Consider the following 18,672-nt stretch of genomic DNA (forward strand, 5'->3'; position numbering starts at 1 on the left):
GCTGGATTCGATGTGAAGCGTCGGCTTCGGCTTTGCGCTTGTCTCTTTTTGTGGTTTGCACTAGCGAGTGACGGAATTCACGTTGGGAATTGAATTCCGTCACCGATAACTCGCAGGCCATTATGACCCTAATCGATACCCGCACACCCGACCCCAAGCGCCTGATATCAGGTGCCACCGGCGACTGGGAAATCATCATCGGCCTCGAGGTGCACGCACAGGTGACCTCGCAAGCTAAGCTGTTCTCCGGCGCCTCGACGGCTTTCGGCGCGCCGCCAAACGCCAATGTCAGCCTCGTCGATGCCGCGATGCCGGGCATGCTGCCGGTTATCAACGAGGAATGCGTCAAGCAGGCGATCCGCACCGGCCTCGGGCTGAAGGCCGAGATCAACCATAAGTCGGTCTTCGACCGTAAGAATTATTTTTATCCCGATTTGCCGCAGGGCTACCAGATCTCGCAGTTCAAACAGCCGATCGTCGGCGAGGGCAAGGTGATCGTCTCCGTCGGCCCGGACCGGCAGGGCGAGTTCGAGGATATCGAGGTCGGCATCGAGCGCCTGCACCTGGAGCAGGATGCCGGCAAGTCGATGCACGACCAGCATGCGACCATGTCCTATGTTGACCTCAACCGCTCCGGCGTGGCGCTGATGGAGATCGTCTCCAAGCCCGACATGCGCTCCGCCGACGAGGCCAAGGCCTATGTCACCAAGCTGCGCACCATCGTGCGCTATCTCGGCACTTGCGACGGCAACATGGACGAAGGCTCGCTGCGCGCCGACGTCAATGTCTCGGTGCGCCGGCCCGGCGGCGAATTCGGCACGCGCTGCGAGATCAAGAACGTCAACTCCATCCGCTTCATCGGCCAGGCCATCGACTACGAGGCGCGCCGCCAGATCGCCATCCTCGAGGATGGCGGCAAAATCGACCAGGAAACTCGGCTGTTCGACCCCAACAAGGGCGAGACGCGCTCGATGCGTTCCAAGGAAGAAGCGCACGACTACCGCTATTTCCCGGATCCCGACCTTCTGCCGCTGGAATTCGACCAGGCCTATGTCGATGCGCTGGCAAAGGATCTGCCTGAACTGCCCGACGCCAAGAAGGCGCGGCTGATCTCCTCGCTCGGCCTGTCGACCTACGACGCCTCGATCCTGGTGTCGGAAAAGGCGGTCGCCGACTATTTCGAGAAGGTGGCCGCAGGTCGCGACGGCAAGCTCGCCGCCAACTGGGTCATCAACGATCTTCTGGGTGCGTTGAACAGAGCCGGCAAGGGCATTGAAAATGCTCCGGTTTCGCCCGATCAGCTCGGCGCGGTCATCGACCTGATCAAGGAGGGCACCATCTCCGGCAAGATCGCCAAGGATTTGTTCGAGATCGTCTGGAAAGAGGGCGGCGATCCGCGCCAGCTGGTCGAAAGCCGCGGCATGAAGCAGGTGACCGACACCGGCGCCATCGAAAAGGCGGTTGATGAGGTGATATCAGCCAATCCGGACAAGGTCGAGCAGGCTCGCGCCAAGCCGAGCATGGCCGGCTGGTTCGTCGGCCAGGTGATGAAGGCGACAGGCGGCAAGGCCAACCCGCAAGCGGTCAACGACCTCGTCAAGGCCAAGCTCGGGATCGAATAGGATGATGTTCGTCCGCACCGCCGGCGAGCGCGATCTTGCCGCGGTCCGCGCGCTGCTGGTCGAAACCTGGCACGCCACCTATGACGCCATCTATGGTGCTGCAAAAGTCACCGACATCACTGACGAATGGCATTCGATCGCCTCGCTCCAGGCGCGGCTGACACGACCGAATTCCGAATTCCTGGTCGCAGACGACGGCAACCGCATCGGCGGCATGGCTTTCGCCGCAGCCACCACCGATGCGAAGATCGTCATGCTGAACCAGCTCTACGTGCATCCAGCCTGCCAGAGGCAAGGGATCGGCCAGGCGCTGCTGGAAGAGGTCGAGGCCAGCTTTCCGGAGGCGCGGACGCTGCGTGTCGAAGTTGAAGAGGCAAACGCTTCGGCCGTCGCCTTCTACCGCTCGAAAGGGTTTTTGGCCGCGGGCAACACCGCTGACTGTGGCGGTGGTTCAGGGTTGCCGGCGCTGATTCTCGAGAAGGCGATCGGATAGATTTGTCTGCCCGGATATGTCGCAGTCAGTTGCGTTTTACGGGCAGCGTCGGTCGGTTGCGGCGCCGTCAATGTTGTCCCCTAAGGACGACAAGATAGCCTCGCTCGACGTGAAGGCGGAAAGCGATTTGCTCCGACGTGCCAGGGTCTTTAGATTTGTCGATGACATAGCCGCCAGGATGCGAGCGCAACCATTCCTGGGGATTGTCGGTGCTTTCGAACGGCTTCTGCAACCGGGCGAGGAAGCCGACCTCGTCCTGGTAATCGAAGGCGACAGCCCAGTCGGCATTCTTTCGCCCGTCGATGAAGTTGGCCAGCGGCATGAGATCTTCGCGTTTGAAAGCGGTCGCTGATGCTATGGCATGACCGATGCCGAAAATGGCGAGCAGGGCGACGGCCGAGTTTCTGAGCCTCGCGAGTGGAATCTCCGCCATGAAATATCCGAAAAGAATGGTCGCAAATGGCAACATCGGCACCAGATAGTGAGGCTGCTTGCCGGATATCGCGCTGAAAACCAGTAAAACCGCGACGAACGAGAACGACAGCAGGCGCAGCGCGCGCAGGTCCGGCGATCTCGTATCGATCAGGCTACGTATCCGGGCGCCCAGCTTCAGCCGCCACGTTTCGGGTATGAAGATCCACGGCATAAGCATGATCGGCAGCAGCACGACGTAGAAATAGAACGGCCTGTGGTGGGAGTTGTGCAGGTTGCCGGTGACACGCCCTGCCGACTGGTTCCAGACAAGGTCGTAGACGAAGTTGCCTTTCGTCTGGATGGTTGCCGGCACCAGCCAGATCGCCACCGGGATCAATGCGGCGAGAATTGCCAGACCCGCCCCGGCGAAGAATTTCGGCGTCACCAGCCCGGCTTGCCGATCGCGCCAGAACGGATAGAGCAGGACGGGGGCGCCGACATGGATGAGCACCACCGGACCCTTCGTCAAAACACCCAGTCCGATGAACAATCCTGCCAGCACGGCGTGCCAACGGTTGCCGCTTGTGGCAAAGGCAAGCAATGACAAAAGCGCGGCGAGCATGAAGACCGTCAGCAGCATGTCGAACAGGATCAGCGTCGAATAAATGACGAAGATGGTGCTTCCGGCGACGAGCCAGGGGACACGGCTTACGATGTCGTCGCGCCCGGGAAGAGGGTTTTTGCCAGACGCGTCGTCAGCCAGATGACGAGCGACGAGGCGACGAAGATGACGAGCATCGCGGCAACCCGGCTTGCGCCGAAAATGTCCCAGGCCAGATCGATAAGCCAGAACAGCAGCGGTGGTTTTTGCAGGTAGGGCGCGAAATTCATCGTCGGAACGAAGATCTGTCCGCTCAGATACATCTCCCAGGTGACGCTGAGGTATCGCGTTTCATCGACAGGCAGGAGCGGCCGGAAGGCGACCGCGATGCAGGTCAATGCAAGCAGGAACAGATAGGGGAGCAGCCGCTCGACATTTGCCGGTATCAAGTTTGGAATCCGCGCCAGGAATCGTTGTCATTCCAGTCGAGCATCGATGCTGCGCCCCTGGAGCGCGCAGGACCGCACCATGATTTTGGCCGAATTGTAACGGAGCCGGCCCGGTTCTCCGGATTTTGGGAATCAGCCATGCATCTTGTGCCAGAAAAGCGAGGCACGGTGTCACACCCGTGGCATCTGTCACGGCTCGAGTCCTCCACATCGCCGGGCCGAACCGTGTATCGGACAGGCGTGCTTGAAACCGGCCACTGCTTTGCAATTCTTGCCTAAATACTTTCTCAGCTCTGGTCCGCAAAACACGCCCGGTAAGATTTCAGCAGTGGCTAACGCTGAGGCAAAAAAGGCATGGTGCGACGCACAAAAATATTGCAATGCACTGCAGATGCCGTAACGTCAGGCTGCTAGATGAACGAGACGGCTTTTCTACAAGGTCGCCCACCCAAAGGATGGAAACATGACCAAGACCGCTGATAAAACTGCTGAAATCATCGAGAACGCAGAAGTCCCGACCGAGGCAACCGATCAGTTCCGCGCTGTCGCCGAAAAGGGCGTCGAGCAGTCCAAAGAAGCCTTATCGAAATTGGCGACCGGCGCCGAAGCGACCCAGAAGGCTCTCGAGTCATCCTTCGAAACAGCCAAGACCGCTGGCAATGAGCTGTCGCCGAAGACCATCGCCGCGCTGCGCGCAAATGCTGAGGCCAGCTTTTCTCACCTCGAAGCCCTGGTTGCCGTGAAATCGCCCTCCGAGTTCATCGAACTGCAGACTGCCTTCCTGCGCAAGCAGGTGGAAAAGACCGTCGAGCAGGGCAAGGAGTTTCAGGCGGCGGCGACGAAAGCCGCCGAAGACGTATCCAAGCCGATCAAAGATGTCTACGAGAAGGCGATGAAGGATCTCAAGGTCGCCTGATTGGCCTAATGCATGTCGCGCAAAAGCATGCCCTCGGGCCTGACCCGAGGGTGCGCAGCGGTTTCGCGATAACGACATGCATAACAACAAGAACTCGAAGCGCGTCGCATGAATCATCCAAACGCGACGCGCTTTAGGCGGAGGGAACTTCCACATTGTCGATGAGGCGGGTCTTGCCCAGCCAGGCGGCTGCGAGCAGGCGTCCGTCACGGTTTCGCCGCCACGGGGCGAGCGTCAGGCTTTCGCGCGCCGCGACATAGTCGACCTTGTCGAAGCCGGCTTTGACGAGCGCGCGGCTGGCCTCGGCGGTCGCGCTGCCTTCATCCGCGCCTGCCGCTAGTGCCGCCGCCGTCCGGCGCAAGATGGCGTTGAGCTGGCGCGCCGCCTCGAGCTCGGCTTCGCTCAGATAGGCATTGCGCGAGGACATGGCGAGGCCATGTGCGTCGCGTACCGTTGGCGCGCCGATGATTTCCACCGGCAGATCGAGGTCGCGGCAGAGCTGCCTGACGACGCAAAGCTGCTGGTAGTCCTTGTCACCGAAGACCGCATAGTCGGGCGACGCCTGCAGGAAGAGCTTTGCCACGACCGTCGCGACGCCGTCGAAGAAGGTCGGTCGGAAATCCGATTCCAGCCCGGCGGCTGGCCCGCCGACTGAGATCCTGGTGGCGAAGCCGGCCGGGTACATCTCCGCCACACCAGGGGTGAAAGCGAGTTGTGCGCCGGCCTCGGCCAGCCGGTCGAGATCGCGGGCGAGCTGGCGCGGATATTTGTCGAGGTCTTCGCTCGGCGCGAACTGCGTCGGGTTGACAAAGATCGAGACAACACAGCGATCGGCCTTTTCCAGCGCGATCCTGATCAGCGAGATGTGGCCGTCATGCAGCGCACCCATGGTCGGCACCATGGCAACGCTCAGGCCATCGCGACGCCAGTCACGGATTTGCGCACGAAGGGCGGCGACGCTGTCGACGACGAGAGGCCGGCTCATGCTTCGTTCTTGTCGGCTGCGGCGGAAAAGACGTGGCCCGGGCCGGGGAATGTCCGGCTGCGCACCTCCGCTGCATAGCTGGCTGCCGCCTGCGATATGACGCTGCGCAGGTCGGCATATTGCTTGACGAATTTCGGCACCCGGTCGACGGTCAGGCCGACCATGTCGTCGATGACCAGGATCTGACCGTCGCAGTCGCCGCTGGCGCCGATGCCGATGGTTGGAATGGAAATATGCCGGGTGAGGTCGGCGGCGACGGTCTCGACGGTGCCTTCGATGACCACAGAAAACGCGCCGGCCTTCTCGACCGCGTCGGCGTCGCGATAAAGCGCCGCCACATTCTCCTCGGTCCGTCCCTTGATCCTGTAGCCGCCGTCGCTTTCCACCGATTGCGGCTGCAAGCCGATATGTCCCATGACCGGAATGCCGGCCGCGACGATCGCCGCGATTTGCCCGGCAACGGTGACGCCGCCCTCCAGCTTGACGGCCTGGCAACCGGTTTCGCCGGCGATCCGCCGCGCCGAGGCGACGGCCTGCGCGGCCGACCCCTCATAGCTTCCGGCCGGCATGTCGACCACCACGCAGGCCCTGGCTGAACCTCGCATCACCGCTTGTCCATGGGCGATCATCATCTCCAGCGAGGCGCCCAGCGTGGTCTTGTGGCCATGGAGAACCATGGCGACGCTGTCGCCGACCAGAAGCAGGTCGACATGCTCATCGAGCAGGCGAGCGACGGGGTAGGTATAGGCGGTGAGGCAGACGACCGGGACGCCGCCCTTGCGCAGGCGAATGGAGCTGGCACTGATCCGCAGCTCAGGGTCGGATGCATCCGGGGCCATCTTTACCTCCCTCAACCGTCAATCAAGCTGGGTACCTGCATGGACGCGCAGAGCTTTAGAAAGACGAGGCAGCCTTGGCAAGGCATGCCTCGACAAGACGCGAAAGGCTTGCCACGCTGCATCGGTTTTCCGACGGCCATTTGCGCGGCTCTTGCGGCAAAACCCTTGCCTTAGCGATGACCTGACGCCATAAGCAGGAAACAGGCGCCGCTGCTGCCGCCGCGAGGATTTGGATGAAGACTTTCCTTCTGCAGTTTTTCACTTGGTGGAACAGCCAGACGCTGGGCACGCGCTTCCACACCTGGCGGCATGGCAAGAAAGTCGGGCAGGACGAGGCCGGCAACGTCTACTACGAGGGTGGTGTCGATTCGGAAGGCCGCACGCGCCGCTGGGTCATCTATCGGGACTATTCGGAAGCCTCGATGATTCCGCCAGGCTGGCATGGCTGGATGCATCACCGCGTCGATGCCGCGCCGCCGAGCGAAAACTATCAGCCACGCGACTGGCAGAAGCCGCATCAGCCGAACCTCACCGGAAGTGCCGCCGCCTATCGCCCCAAGGGCTCCATACTCACCAATCAGCACCGCCCGCAGGTGACCGGCGATTACGACGCCTGGACGCCCGGGTCGTAACCGCTCGCCGAGGCGGATCGGTCCTTTATCGCCACAATTGGCGTTTAGCTGCTTGCCGAGCTGACAGCAGCGACTAGCCTTGGGCGCGACAGAATCGCCCCGGGCGCAAACCACCGGACCCTTGCATGAGCATTTTCAGCCGAATCTCGATGGGTGGACTGACGATGGCCGCCGCCGCTTTTGCGGCTTTTAGCATGGCCGCCGCACAGACGCTTGAGGCGCCAGTGGAACCGGGGGCACCGATGGAGCTGGAGGCGCCAATGGAACCGGGGGCGCCAGTGGAACCGGAGGCGACAGTGGCGCCGGCGGCACCGGCGGCACCGGAACGCATCACCAATCCCGTCGCCGAATTCGCCGGCATCGACAAGATCACCGGCCGCATCATCACCTTCGATGTCTATATCGACGAGACGGTGCAGTTCGGTGCTTTGCAGGTGACGCCGCGCATCTGCTATTCGCGGCCGCAAACCGAAGAGCCGAAGACCGATTCCTTCGTCGAGGTCGACGAGATCACGCTGGATCGCAAGATCCGCCGCATCTTCACCGGCTGGATGTTTGCCGAAAGCCCTGGTCTCAACGCCGTCGAGCACGCGGTCTACGATGTCTGGCTGAGGGGTTGCAAGCAGAAGTCGGAGGTGCCGGCACCCGACGCTGCTAAATCCAATTAGAGCGCCAGGCGCGCGGGATCCCCTGTTCGGGATCACATACTGAGCTTCCGGAACCGCCTTATTCTCCGTGCGTTGGTCATGGCTGGCGGTACGGAGATGTTCCCATGATGGCCAACAAGGACGAACTCCTCGACCTCGAAAGAGGGTTCTGGACCGGCGACGCTGCCTATTTCAAAGCCAATGCCGACACCGAATGCCTGGTGGCTTTCCCACAGATGGCGCAAACGATGAGTAACGCCGATCTGGCCGAAACCGCGACGGACCCGAACCGCTGGCGCGATCTCGACATCGACCTCAAGGGCATCATCGAGCCGGGCAGCGACATTGTCATGCTGACCTATGAGGCCCATGCCACTCGCGAGAATGGCGAGCCTTATGCGGCGCTGGTCAGCACCGGTTATGTCCATCGCGTCAATGGCTGGAAGATGATGTTCCACGCGCAGACGCCTCTTGAGCCTGCCGCAAAAAACTGACCCTGGCGCAGATCATGGGAAAAAGACCGCTTCGCCCGTCAGCGCGTCGGCCAGCATCTTTTCATACTTGCCCCTCGGCACGTCGACCGCGCCGAAACGTTTGAGGTGCTCGGTGGTGAACTGCGTGTCGAGCAGCGCAAAGCGCCGTTCCTTCAGGCGTTCGACCAGATGCACTAGGCAGACCTTCGACGCGTCCGTCTCCCTGGCGAACATGCTTTCGCCGAAGAACACCCGGCCGAGCGACACGCCGTAGAGGCCGCCAACCAGCCGACCCTCGCGCCAGGCTTCGACCGAATGGCAATGGCCCATCCGGTGGAGTTCGACATAGGCCTCGCGGATAGGCGCGTTGATCCAGGTCGACCGGCGTTCCTCGCGCCTCTCGGCGCAGCCGTCGATGGTCGCCTCGAAGTCGAAATCGAAACGGATATCGAACAGGTTTTTCCGGATCGCCTTCCTCAGGCTTTTGGGCGTATGAAAACCATCGAGAGGGATGATGCCGCGCGTCTCTGGCCGGACCCAGAACACTTCGGGATCGGTGGCGCTTTCGGCCATCGGAAAGACGCCCGAGGCGTAGGCCTTGAGCAGCAGGTCGGTCGGGATGCGATAGCCTGGTGCGTAGGGACGGGTCATCGCGCCATTATATTCTATAAGTTCGCGACCTAATCCTCTTCGGCCAGATATTTTTCCAGCCAGTGGATGTCATACTCGCCATTGGCGATATCGGCATTGCCGACAAGATCACGAAACAGCGGCAGCGTCGTCTTGATGCCGTCGACAACGAATTCGTCGAGCGCCCGCCGCAGCCGCATCATGCATTCGACACGGTTGCGGCCGTGCACGATCAGCTTGCCGATCAGGCTGTCGTAGTAAGGCGGGATCTTGTAGCCGGAATAGACGCCGGAATCGACACGGATGCCAAGGCCGCCCGGCGTGTGGAAGTGGGTGATCGTGCCGGGCGAGGGGGTGAAGGTGCGCGGATCCTCAGCATTGATGCGGCATTCGATGGCGTGGCCCTGAAAGCGGATCTCTTCCTGGCGCATGGAAAGCCCACCGCCCGAAGCGACGCGGATCTGCTCATGCACGAGGTCGATGCCGGTGATTGCCTCCGTCACCGGATGCTCGACCTGCAGGCGCGTGTTCATCTCGATGAAATAGAACTCGCCGTTCTCATAGAGGAATTCGATGGTGCCGGCGCCGGAGTAGCCGAGATCGGCGATCGCCCTGGCACAGACGCCGCCGATATGCGCCCGCTCCTCGGCATTGAGCGCCGGCGAGGGCGCCTCTTCCCAGACCTTCTGGTGACGGCGCTGCAGCGAACAGTCGCGTTCGCCGAAATGCACGCCGCGGCCGGCACCGTCACCGAACACCTGGACCTCGATGTGGCGCGGCTTTTCGAGATACTTCTCGATGTAGACGGCGTCGTCGCCGAAGGCGGCACCGGCTTCCGAGCGCGCCGTCTGCAGCGCGACGACAAGATCGGCTTCGCTGCGCGCCACCTTCATGCCGCGTCCGCCGCCGCCGGCCGACGCCTTGATGATCACGGGATAGCCGATCTCGGCGGCGATGCGCCTGGCTTCCTTTTCCTCGGTGACCGCGCCGTCGGAGCCTGGCACCACCGGAATGCCGAGACGCTTTGCCGTGCGCTTGGCCTCGATCTTGTCGCCCATGATGCGGATGTGATCGCCGGACGGGCCGATGAAGGTGATGTTGTGCGCGGCGAGGATATCGGCGAACTTGGCGTTCTCCGACAGGAAGCCGTAGCCCGGATGCACCGCGTCGGCGCCGGTGATCTCGCACGCCGCGACAATCTGGTGGATGTTGAGATAGCTGTCGCGCGACGGCGGCGGGCCGATGCAGACGCTCTCGTCGGCAAGCCGCACATGCATGGCGTCGGCGTCGGCGGTCGAATGCACCACCACCGTCTGGATGCCGAGCTCTTTGCAGGCGCGCAGCACCCTCAGAGCGATTTCGCCGCGATTGGCGATGAGGATTTTCTGGAACATTTTTCGGCTGTTCCCGGCTCTACTCGATCACGACAAGCGGCATGCCATATTCGACCGGCTGCGCATCCTCGAACAGGATCGCCGTCACCGTTCCGGCACGCGGCGAGGGGATCTGGTTCATCGTCTTCATCGCCTCGATGATCAGCAACGTCTGGCCTTCCTTGACCTGTTGGCCGACTTCGATGAACGCCTTGGCGTCGGGCGACGGCGCCAGGTAGGCGGTGCCGACCATCGGCGAGGCCACTGCGTTCTTGGACACGTCGGCCGTTGCCGGGGCAGCTGCGCCAGCCGGCTGCGCTGCCGGCGGCGCATAGGCGGGCTGCGGTGCAGCGACCGCATGGACGGCCGGCGCCTGTCGCGACACGCGCACCTTCAAGTCGCCCAGCTCGACCTCGATCTCGGTGAGGTTGGTGTCGTTCAGTATGCCCGCCAGATCGCGGATAAGCTGCTGGTCAACACCATTTTTCTTTATCGACATTTTCGAGCCTTCTGTTTGTTGGCCGGTCATAGGCGTGCGGCCAGCGCCTGCAGCGCCAGTGTGTAGCCGAGCGGCCCGAACCCGCAGATCACACCGACGGCGACCGGCGAGACCATGGAGACGTGGCGGAATGATTCCCGCGCATGGATGTTGGAAAGATGAACTTCGGCGACGGGCAATGGCGCGACTGAGCGGATGGCGTCGTGAATGGCGATCGAGGCGTGGCTGTAGGCGCCTGGATTGATGACGATGCCGACAGCCTTGTCGGCGGCTTCCTGTATCCAATCGACGAGGTCGCCCTCATGGTTCGACTGACGGAAATCGATCTCGAGCCCAAGCGCCGCACCTGCCTGCTTGCAATCGTCGGCGATCGCGGCAAGCGTCTTGCCGCCATAGATGCCCGGCTCGCGCTTGCCGAGCGCGTTGAGGTTGGGACCGTTCAGGACGAAAACCGTTTTCAAAATGCCGACCTTTCCCAGTGTGGTTTTGAATCCGAAATTCGCAATACCTTGGTGCAACGCTTTGAACGAATTTCGGATTCAAAGCCACACTGGCAATTTATACATTTCTGATGTGATGGATTTGAAGTTCCTGAACGCTGATGCCACCAAGTAGCAGGAACTTCAAATCCACCACATCAGCGCCGCCATCAGTCGGCGCGCCGGACCTCTATAATGGGCTTAGACGCCTGCGAAAAGAGCGCAAGTGGGTTCTTTCGCTGTCCACAACAGGCGGAAAATGGCTTGCGCCGAACCCGATCAGAGTGCGGCCTTGGCCGCCTCGATCTTCTCCGCCAGCACTTCCTGGCCGAGCGCCCCGAACACCACCTCGTTGCCGACCACATAGGAGGGCGTTCCGGTGATGGCCAGCTTGTTGGCAAGGTCATAGGTCTTGGAGAGGGCCTCGGCGATCGACGGGTCCTTCATCTTCTCGCGCAGCGTCGCTTCGTCGGCGCCGAGCGAAAGCGCTACCTTGATGGCCGCCGCTTCGGTGGCGCGTCCCTGGGCGCCGAGCAGCGCGTTGTGGAACTCGCCGTATTTCTCCGGCATCATCAGGTGGAAGGCCATCGAGACGACGCTCGCCTTCTGCGAATCCGGGCCGAGGATCGGGAACTCTTTGAGCACGAAGCGCAGATCCGGATCGGCTGTCGTCAGCGTCTGCATGTCCTCCATGGCGCGTTTGCAGTAGCCGCAATTGTAATCGTAGAACTCGACGATGGTGACTTTGCCGTTCGGATTGCCGACGACGCCGTCGAAGGCCGAGTTGAAGATCTGGTCCTTGGCATTTTTGATGATGGCGAGACTGGCGAGGCGCTGCGCCTCCTTCTGCTTGGCCTCGAGCGCTTCCTGAGCCTCCAGCAGCACTTCCGGGTTCTTCAGGAGATAGTCGCGGATGATGCCTTCGACTTCGGCCCGGTCGATCTTGGTTTCGGCGGGCGCCGCCTGGGCGATCTGCACGGCATCGGCCTTTGCCGTCTGCGGACTTCCGGTCACGAACCCGAAACCCAGCATGGCGAGAGCGACCGCCACTCCCGTGGTGCCCAGCAGAATTGCCTTGTTCATCGTCCCTAATCCTCTTGCCTGGTTTCCGGCCCGACCCGATTGGGCCACTACATGTCGCCGCGCACGGCCGGAAGGTTCACTTTTTCTTGCCGGATGGTGCGTAGTTTATGATGTCCTGCGCCCGGATCCAGCCCGGCTCGCCGCGCTTCATTTTCATCTGTGCGCGCATTGCGAAGATCTTGGCATCCTTGTAGGCGCCGGAATAGAAATGGCCTTCGGCGGTTGCAAGATCCGCGGCCGGGATGTTGCCGAGTTCGCCATAGGCCTGCGCCAGATGGCGGTAACCGACGGCGTTTTCCCGGTCGCGCCCGAGGCCCTTGTTGATCTGCACCACCGCTTTCTCCAGGGAATCGGGCGTGCCGATGGCCATCAGCGCCTGGCCGTAGGAGACCGACAGCAGCCCGGATCGCGCCGGATCGAGGCTGACCGCCTTGGCATAGGCTTCGGCGGCAGCCTTCGGTCTGTTCGCCTTCATCAGGATGTCGCCGCGCAATTCCTGGAAATAGGGGTTTTTCGGCTGTGCCTTGATCAGCGCGTTGGTCTTGGCGAGCGCCCCGGCCAGATCGCCGAAAAGATAGCTCGTCTGCGCGTCGCCATATTGCGAGGCGAGGCTGCCCGGGTTCTTGCGCATCAGCCGCGATGCGGCGGCCTTGCCTCCCATATAGGCGGCGATCTTGATGCGCATCATGTCGTGCCGCTGCTGCAGTGCCGGCGCATCGACCTTGTCGACGTAAGGGCTCTGCTTGACCAGCACTTCGAGATTGGCGATGCGTTCCCGCGGCAGCGGATGGCTGATCCGGTAGGGATCGACCTGCGCCCCTGACAGCGAGAGCGCGCTCTGAAAGCGGCCGAAGGTCTTCAGCATGCCCAGGCCGGACTGGCCGGTGGCATTGAGATAGGTTATCGCCGAACGGTCGGCGGTCATCTCTTCGGTGCGCTGATAGGCGAGGATACTGCGCTGCGCCATCTCGCCGCCGCCAGCCGCGACCCCCATGCCGGCGCCGGCGAGGCCCCGGCTTTTGGTGGTGGCGCCGGCAGCGATGGCACCAGCGCCAAGCAGCGTCGCGATGATAGCCATCGTTTTGGCGCGTTCGATCTGGTTGCGCAACTTTTGCTGGTGCCCGCCGGCAATGTGGCCGGCTTCATGGGCGATGACGCCGATGATCTCGTTGGGCGTATCCGCCGACATCAGGGCGCCGGTGTTGATGAACAGGCGGGACCCGGCAACGAAGGCATTGAAACTCTGGTCGTTGACCAGCACGATGTCGACGCCATCTTCCGGCAAGCCGGCGGCCCTGAAGATCGGCCGCGCATAGTCGCGCACCAGCGCTTCGATCTCGGCATCGCGCACCACCGGCACGTTTTGCGCGAAGACGCTGGCGGTGCCGGTCACAGCGACCGTCGTTGCAAGAGAAAGCGTCGCGAAGGCGCGCGCTGCCCTGGCTATCATCGATTTGGGTCGGCTCAACATGGCAGGTCCACTGGTAGACGAGCGGGCGAAGGATGAAAAGTCGGCACTGAAACTTTACCGAACTTGTGATCCTCACATCAATCGGGCATTTGTGCGGCGCGGGACGCCAAGCTGGGCGCCGGCAGCCGGCAAGGGCCGACCCAAGGGCCGACAAGGAACGAGGTCAAATGGTTGTATCGCTTTCGCGTCGCGGCGACGTCGAGCCGTTCCACGCCATGGACATTCTGGCGGAAGCGAATCGGCTGAGGGCAAAGGGCATACCGGTCGTTTCCATGGCGGTTGGCCAGCCGTCCGATCCGGCGCCGGCTAGGGTCAGGGAAGCGGCGACGAACGCTTTGAAGATGGGGCGCATCGGCTACACCGACGCATTGGGTCTTGCGGGCCTGCGCGAGGCCATCGCGCAGCACTATGCGGACCACTACGGGCTTGACGTCTTGCCCAGCCGGATCGCCGTCACCACCGGATCGTCGGCCGCCTTCAACCTGGCCTTTCTGGCGATGTTCGATCCAGGGGACCGTGTCGCCATCGCGGCACCCGGTTATCCGGCCTACCGCAACATCATGGCCGCGCTCGGCATCGAGATCGTCGAAATCGAGCTCCACGGTGATGCCTATCTCCACGCCGAACACCTCAAGGGCGCGCATCGCGAAAAGCCGCTGAAGGGCGTGTTGTTCGCCAGTCCGGCCAATCCGACCGGGGCAATTATCCCCGCTGACGAGCTGTCGGCGCTGGTGACGACGGCGCAAGAGCTCAGCATCGCCGTGATCTCCGACGAGATCTATCACCGGCTGGCTTACGCTGCGCCGGACACCACGGCGCTTGCCTACGGCCAGGACGTGACGGTGATCAATTCCTTCTCGAAATATTACTGCATGACCGGTTGGCGCATCGGCTGGATGGTGCTGCCGGAACCATTGGTGCGGCCGGTCGAGCGCATCGCCCAGAGTCTCTACATCTCACCGCCGGAACTGTCCCAGATCGCCGCGATCGAGGCGTTCAAGGCGACCGGGGAATTGGAGGGGGTGAAGGCGCGCTACGCGGGGAATCGCGAGCTTTTGATCAAACGCCTGCCCGAACTCGGCTTTGCGCTGGCGGCACCGATGGACGGGGCGTTCTACGCCTTCTGCGATGTCACCAGGCACACCAACGACAGCATGGCCTTCGCGCGCAAGATGCTGGCCGAGGCGCATGTGGCTGCAACGCCCGGCCGCGATTTCGATCCGCTTCAAGGCCATCGAACCATGCGCTTTTCCTATGCCGGCAGCCACGATGAGATGGTCGAGGCGATGATGCGCCTCGAACGTTGGCTGAAATAGCGCGAATGCCGGAACTCGAACAGGCTTTAACCGAAATTGCCGCCGAAATGGCGGAGCGTACGGATCGCGGCGAAGTCGCGACCTACATTCCGCAACTCGGCAAGGTCGATCCGAAAAAGTTCGGTATCGCCGCCGTGACCAATGACGGTCGCGTGCTGATGGCGGGCGACGCCGATGAGCCGTTTTCGATCCAGAGCATTTCGAAGGTCTTTACGCTGACATTGGCGCTCGGCAATGTCGGCGACGCGCTGTGGCAGCGTGTCGGACGCGAGCCTTCGGGCAACCCGTTCAACTCGATCGTCCAGCTCGAGCATGAGAACGGCATTCCGCGCAATCCGTTCATCAATGCCGGCGCCATCGTCATTTCCGACGTTCTGCTCGCCGGTCATCAGCCCCGCGAGGCGATCGGCGAGATCCTGCGTTTCATCCAGTTCCTGGCCGACGACGAGACCATCATCATCGACCGCGAAGTCGCGGCTTCGGAACGCGCTACCGGTTTTCGGAATTTGGCGCTTGCCAACTACATGAAATCCTTCGGCAATCTCCACCACGCGCCGGACCTGGCGCTGGGCGTCTATTTCCACCATTGCGCTATCGCGATGAGCTGCCGGCAACTGGCTTTGGCTGGCCGCTTCCTCGCCAATGGCGGCAAGAACCCGGCGACCGGCCATTCCGTGGTGTCGGCCGAGCGCGCCCGCCGCATCGGCGCGATGATGCTGACCTGCGGTCATTATGACGGCTCCGGCGATTTCGCCTTTCGCGTCGGCATTCCCGGCAAGAGCGGCGTCGGCGGCGGCATTTTAGCAATCGTGCCGGGTGTGGCCTCGCTCGCCGTCTGGTCGCCCGGCCTCAACGCCAACGGCAATTCCAGGCTGGGTTCGATTGCGCTGGAAAGGCTGGCGAAGATGATGAACTGGTCAGTCTTCGCGCCATAGAGCTTGTGGCGCTTCAGATAAGAAAAATCCCGCGCTGTCGACAGGACAGCGCGGGATTCTTTGGTCAAAAGATCAGGCTAAACCACCGAAAAGCTTAGAAGAAGCCTTTCCGCTGCCACCAACCGGCACGCTTCGGCTTTTCCTCGGTCTTTTCCTCTTCGGCAACAGTCGAAGACACGATCGGCTCAACCGGAGCATCTACCGGCACAGGCTTGCGTCGCGATGGGCGGCCCTTCGGTTTTTCGTCGACGGCGGCGACGGCTGTTTCCTCCGGAACAGGTGCGGGAGCCTCGGCAGAGGTTTCCGGCTCGGCTACCGGCATCTCGGCGATGACGTCCGCCGCCGCCTTCTTCGGCTTGGCGGCGCGGCGCGGCTTCTTCGGCTTCTCGACGCTCGGCGTGTCGTCATTGGCCGGAGCAAGGTCCACAGGCTCTTCGACCGGCGTCGCTGCTACCGGCTCGCTGGAGACGGCTACGCCCTCCAAGACTTCGCCTTCAGGGCTGTCAGCCGATTCTGCAGTGCCTGCATCGACCTCGCCTTCGCCGTCTTCACGGCGATTGCGCTTGCCGCCGCGCTTGCCGCGCCGGCGCTTCTTGCCCTGACCTTCATCCGCTCCTTGACCGTCATCCGACGTTTCCACCGCCTCGGTGACGCCGACCGGCACCTCGTGCTGTGCTTCGACGCCTTCATCGCTTGAGGCTTCGGAGACGTCATCGGCAGCGGCCGAGAGGGACGCGCCTTCCACGGGGGCGCCATGCTCGCGGTCGCGATCCTTGCCGCCGCGCCGTCTGCGGCGCTTGCGGCGCTTGCGGTCGCGGCCTTCGCCATCCTCGCTTGGCCTTGGCTGCTGCGGCTGCTGAGCTTGGCGCGGTTGCTCCGCCGGTGCAACGGCCTCGTCTTCCACCTCCTCGATGACGATTTCGTCGGCGGGCTCTTCCGGCTCGACATAGGCGGGCAAGGTGCGCACCTCCACGAAGCCTTCAGGCTTTTCAGCCAGCGCGCCGCGGAAGATCGCATAGTGTTGGGCGCCGACCGTGTCGTCGGCTTCGACGGTGATGGTCAGGCCGAAGCGGCTTTCGAGTTCCACCAGCGTGCCGCGCTTGTGGTTGAGCACATAGAGCGCGGTCGCCGCCGGCGTCCGCACCGTGATGTGGCTGCGCGAATCCTTGAGCAGGAATTCCTCGATCGCCCGCACCACCATCAGCGCGACAGACGAATCGGACCGCACATGGCCGGTGCCGCCGCAATGCGGGCAAGGCTTCATCGTCGATTCCAGCACGCTGGCACGGATGCGCTGGCGCGACATCTCCATCAGGCCGAAATGCGAGATGCGGCCGACCTGGATGCGGGCGCGGTCGTTCTTGAGGTGATCCTTCAGCCGCTTTTCGACGGAGCGGTTGTTGCGGTTCTCCTCCATGTCGATGAAGTCGATGACGATCAGGCCGGCAAGATCGCGCAGCCTCAGCTGCCGTGCGACTTCTTCGGCCGCTTCCAGGTTGGTGTGAAGCGCCGTGTCCTCGATCGAGTGCTCCTTGGTGGAGCGGCCCGAATTGACGTCGATGGCGACCAGCGCTTCGGTCTGGTTGATGATGATATAGCCGCCGCTCTTCAGCGTCACCTGCGGCTGCAGCATGCGGTCGAGCTGCGCCTCAATGCCATTGCGTACGAAGATCGGCGTCGTGTCGCGGAACGGCTGCACGACCTTGGCGTGGCTCGGCATCAGCATGCGCATGAAGTCCTTGGCCTCGCGATAGCCCTCTTCGCCGGAAACCAGGATCTCGTCGATGTCCTTGTTGTAGAGATCGCGTACCGAGCGCTTGATCAGGCTGCCTTCCTCGTAGACCAGAGCAGGGGCCGTGGACTGCAGCGTCAGATTGCGGACGTTTTCCCAAAGCCGCATCAGATATTCGTAGTCGCGCTTGATCTCGGCCTTGGTGCGGCTTTCGCCGGCTGTGCGCAGGATGACGCCCATGCCCTGCGGGACTTCGAGATCGGCAACGACCTCCTTCAGCCGCTTGCGGTCCTGTGCGTTGGTGATCTTGCGCGAGATGCCGCCGCCGCGCGCCGTGTTCGGCATCAGCACCGAATAGCGGCCGGCAAGCGACAGGTAGGTGGTGAGCGCCGCGCCCTTGTTGCCGCGTTCTTCCTTCACGACCTGCACCAGAAGGATCTGGCGGCGCTTGATCACTTCCTGGATCTTGTACTGCCGGCGCACCGGCTTGCGGCGGTCGCGCGCTTCTTCCAGCGCATCCTCGGCGCCGACCGATTCGACCTCATGGTCGTCCGGGTGCGAGGACTGCACCTCTTCCAGCATGCCGCGATCATTGTCGGTGGACGTGGCTTCGCCGGCCGACTCCGCCTGCGGCACGGCTTCGGAAATCACATCCGCTTCGATGCTGGCGGCGATGGAATTGGGACCGCCTTCGGAAGGCCCAGTCTCATCATGAGTCGTCTTATCATGACTCGCCTCACCATGAATCACCTCACCGTGACTGGCGACATCCTCGAGATGTTCCGAAGTATCGGAAGGCGTGTCCACATTTTGGGAAACGGCATCGACATTCTCCGCGACCGCATCCTCGCCGTGTTCGCCGCCCTCATTGGAACCGCTGTCGTTGGACTCGACAGAATCGTCCGAATCGGCCGCACCTGCATCACGCTTGTGCTCGCCTCGATCGCGGCTCTTGCCGCCGCGCCGGCGTGCGCGCCCCCCCCCCCCCCCGCGGGGGGGGGGGGGGGCCGGCCGGCGCCCCGGGGGGGGGGGGGGCGCACAACACGCCGCGGGGGGCGCCCCCCCCCCCGCCGGGGGGCGCCG

The 18,672-nt window shown here is 62.6% G+C and carries 18 protein-coding genes and 1 pseudogene; 8 read left to right on the forward strand and 11 right to left on the reverse strand.

The window, feature by feature from the left end:
- Positions 1-122: 122 nt before the first annotated feature.
- Positions 123-1,622, forward strand: coding sequence for an Asp-tRNA(Asn)/Glu-tRNA(Gln) amidotransferase subunit GatB (gatB, locus tag AC0L25_RS24690; protein WP_473597908.1), 1,500 nt, complete (start codon positions 123-125; stop codon positions 1,620-1,622).
- A gap of 4 nt (positions 1,623-1,626) precedes the next feature.
- Entirely contained in the window at positions 1,627-2,115 is a 489-nt protein-coding gene (locus AC0L25_RS24695; protein ID WP_473597925.1) for a GNAT family N-acetyltransferase, read from the forward strand.
- A gap of 67 nt (positions 2,116-2,182) precedes the next feature.
- On the opposite strand, the gene AC0L25_RS24700 is transcribed toward AC0L25_RS24695, so the two are convergent.
- Positions 2,183-3,292, reverse strand: a complete 1,110-nt coding sequence (locus tag AC0L25_RS24700) for an ArnT family glycosyltransferase (RefSeq protein WP_473597926.1) — start codon at positions 3,290-3,292, stop codon at positions 2,183-2,185.
- Positions 3,238-3,579 carry an ArnT family glycosyltransferase gene (locus tag AC0L25_RS24705; RefSeq protein ID WP_473597909.1) on the reverse strand — a complete coding sequence of 114 codons (342 nt, stop codon included), beginning with the start codon at positions 3,577-3,579 and terminating at the stop codon, positions 3,238-3,240. The genes AC0L25_RS24700 and AC0L25_RS24705 overlap by 55 nt, the downstream gene beginning before the upstream one ends.
- A gap of 463 nt (positions 3,580-4,042) precedes the next feature.
- Here AC0L25_RS24705 and AC0L25_RS24710 point away from each other — a divergent pair, with 463 nt between their 5' ends.
- Positions 4,043-4,495 (forward strand): phasin, encoded by a 453-nt coding sequence (locus AC0L25_RS24710; RefSeq protein ID WP_473597910.1) that lies wholly within the window; start codon positions 4,043-4,045, stop codon positions 4,493-4,495.
- Between the two features lie 133 nt (positions 4,496-4,628).
- Here the strand turns inward: AC0L25_RS24710 and panC are convergent, their stop codons facing one another.
- A complete protein-coding gene (panC, locus tag AC0L25_RS24715) occupies positions 4,629-5,480 on the reverse strand; it encodes a pantoate--beta-alanine ligase (protein WP_473597911.1) in 852 nt (283 codons plus the stop codon).
- Complete coding sequence (panB, locus tag AC0L25_RS24720; RefSeq protein WP_473597912.1) at positions 5,477-6,319, reverse strand: 3-methyl-2-oxobutanoate hydroxymethyltransferase; 843 nt, start codon at positions 6,317-6,319, stop codon at positions 5,477-5,479. The genes panC and panB overlap by 4 nt, the downstream gene beginning before the upstream one ends.
- 233 nt (positions 6,320-6,552) lie before the next feature.
- Here panB and AC0L25_RS24725 point away from each other — a divergent pair, with 233 nt between their 5' ends.
- The 3 genes from AC0L25_RS24725 (at position 6,553) to AC0L25_RS24735 (ending at position 8,092) form a co-directional block, all read left to right on the forward strand.
- Positions 6,553-6,951 carry an NADH:ubiquinone oxidoreductase subunit NDUFA12 gene (locus AC0L25_RS24725; protein WP_352954397.1) on the forward strand — a complete coding sequence of 133 codons (399 nt, stop codon included), beginning with the start codon at positions 6,553-6,555 and terminating at the stop codon, positions 6,949-6,951.
- Positions 6,952-7,076: 125 nt separating this feature from the next.
- Positions 7,077-7,619 (forward strand): DUF2155 domain-containing protein, encoded by a 543-nt coding sequence (locus AC0L25_RS24730; RefSeq protein WP_473597913.1) that lies wholly within the window; start codon positions 7,077-7,079, stop codon positions 7,617-7,619.
- Positions 7,620-7,723: 104 nt separating this feature from the next.
- A complete protein-coding gene (locus AC0L25_RS24735) occupies positions 7,724-8,092 on the forward strand; it encodes a hypothetical protein (RefSeq protein ID WP_473597914.1) in 369 nt (122 codons plus the stop codon).
- 12 nt (positions 8,093-8,104) lie between these two features.
- On the opposite strand, the gene aat is transcribed toward AC0L25_RS24735, so the two are convergent.
- The 6 genes from aat to AC0L25_RS24765 all read right to left on the reverse strand — a co-directional run bounded on the left by aat (position 8,105) and on the right by AC0L25_RS24765 (position 13,606).
- Entirely contained in the window at positions 8,105-8,722 is a 618-nt protein-coding gene (gene aat, locus AC0L25_RS24740) for a leucyl/phenylalanyl-tRNA--protein transferase (protein WP_473597915.1), read from the reverse strand.
- A gap of 29 nt (positions 8,723-8,751) precedes the next feature.
- Entirely contained in the window at positions 8,752-10,095 is a 1,344-nt protein-coding gene (accC, locus tag AC0L25_RS24745; protein WP_473597916.1) for an acetyl-CoA carboxylase biotin carboxylase subunit, read from the reverse strand.
- A 19-nt stretch (positions 10,096-10,114) separates the two neighbouring features.
- A complete protein-coding gene (gene accB / locus AC0L25_RS24750) occupies positions 10,115-10,573 on the reverse strand; it encodes an acetyl-CoA carboxylase biotin carboxyl carrier protein (protein WP_473597917.1) in 459 nt (152 codons plus the stop codon).
- A gap of 26 nt (positions 10,574-10,599) precedes the next feature.
- Positions 10,600-11,034, reverse strand: coding sequence for a type II 3-dehydroquinate dehydratase (aroQ, locus tag AC0L25_RS24755; RefSeq protein ID WP_473597918.1), 435 nt, complete (start codon positions 11,032-11,034; stop codon positions 10,600-10,602).
- 297 nt (positions 11,035-11,331) lie between these two features.
- Positions 11,332-12,135, reverse strand: a complete 804-nt coding sequence (locus AC0L25_RS24760) for a DsbA family protein (RefSeq protein WP_473597919.1) — start codon at positions 12,133-12,135, stop codon at positions 11,332-11,334.
- A gap of 76 nt (positions 12,136-12,211) precedes the next feature.
- Positions 12,212-13,606, reverse strand: a complete 1,395-nt coding sequence (locus AC0L25_RS24765) for a M48 family metalloprotease (protein ID WP_473597920.1) — start codon at positions 13,604-13,606, stop codon at positions 12,212-12,214.
- Positions 13,607-13,773: 167 nt separating this feature from the next.
- On the opposite strand from AC0L25_RS24765, the gene AC0L25_RS24770 reads away from it, so the two are divergent.
- Positions 13,774-14,922 (forward strand): pyridoxal phosphate-dependent aminotransferase, encoded by a 1,149-nt coding sequence (locus AC0L25_RS24770; RefSeq protein ID WP_473597921.1) that lies wholly within the window; start codon positions 13,774-13,776, stop codon positions 14,920-14,922.
- Positions 14,923-14,927: 5 nt separating this feature from the next.
- Entirely contained in the window at positions 14,928-15,857 is a 930-nt protein-coding gene (locus AC0L25_RS24775) for a glutaminase (RefSeq protein ID WP_473597922.1), read from the forward strand.
- A 94-nt stretch (positions 15,858-15,951) separates the two neighbouring features.
- Here the strand turns inward: AC0L25_RS24775 and AC0L25_RS24780 are convergent.
- Positions 15,952-18,570 (reverse strand): annotated as a pseudogene (locus AC0L25_RS24780) (Rne/Rng family ribonuclease); the annotation flags it as partial.
- Positions 18,571-18,672: the final 102 nt, after the last annotated feature.

It is taken from the genome of Mesorhizobium sp. WSM4813 (genome assembly GCF_055811555.1).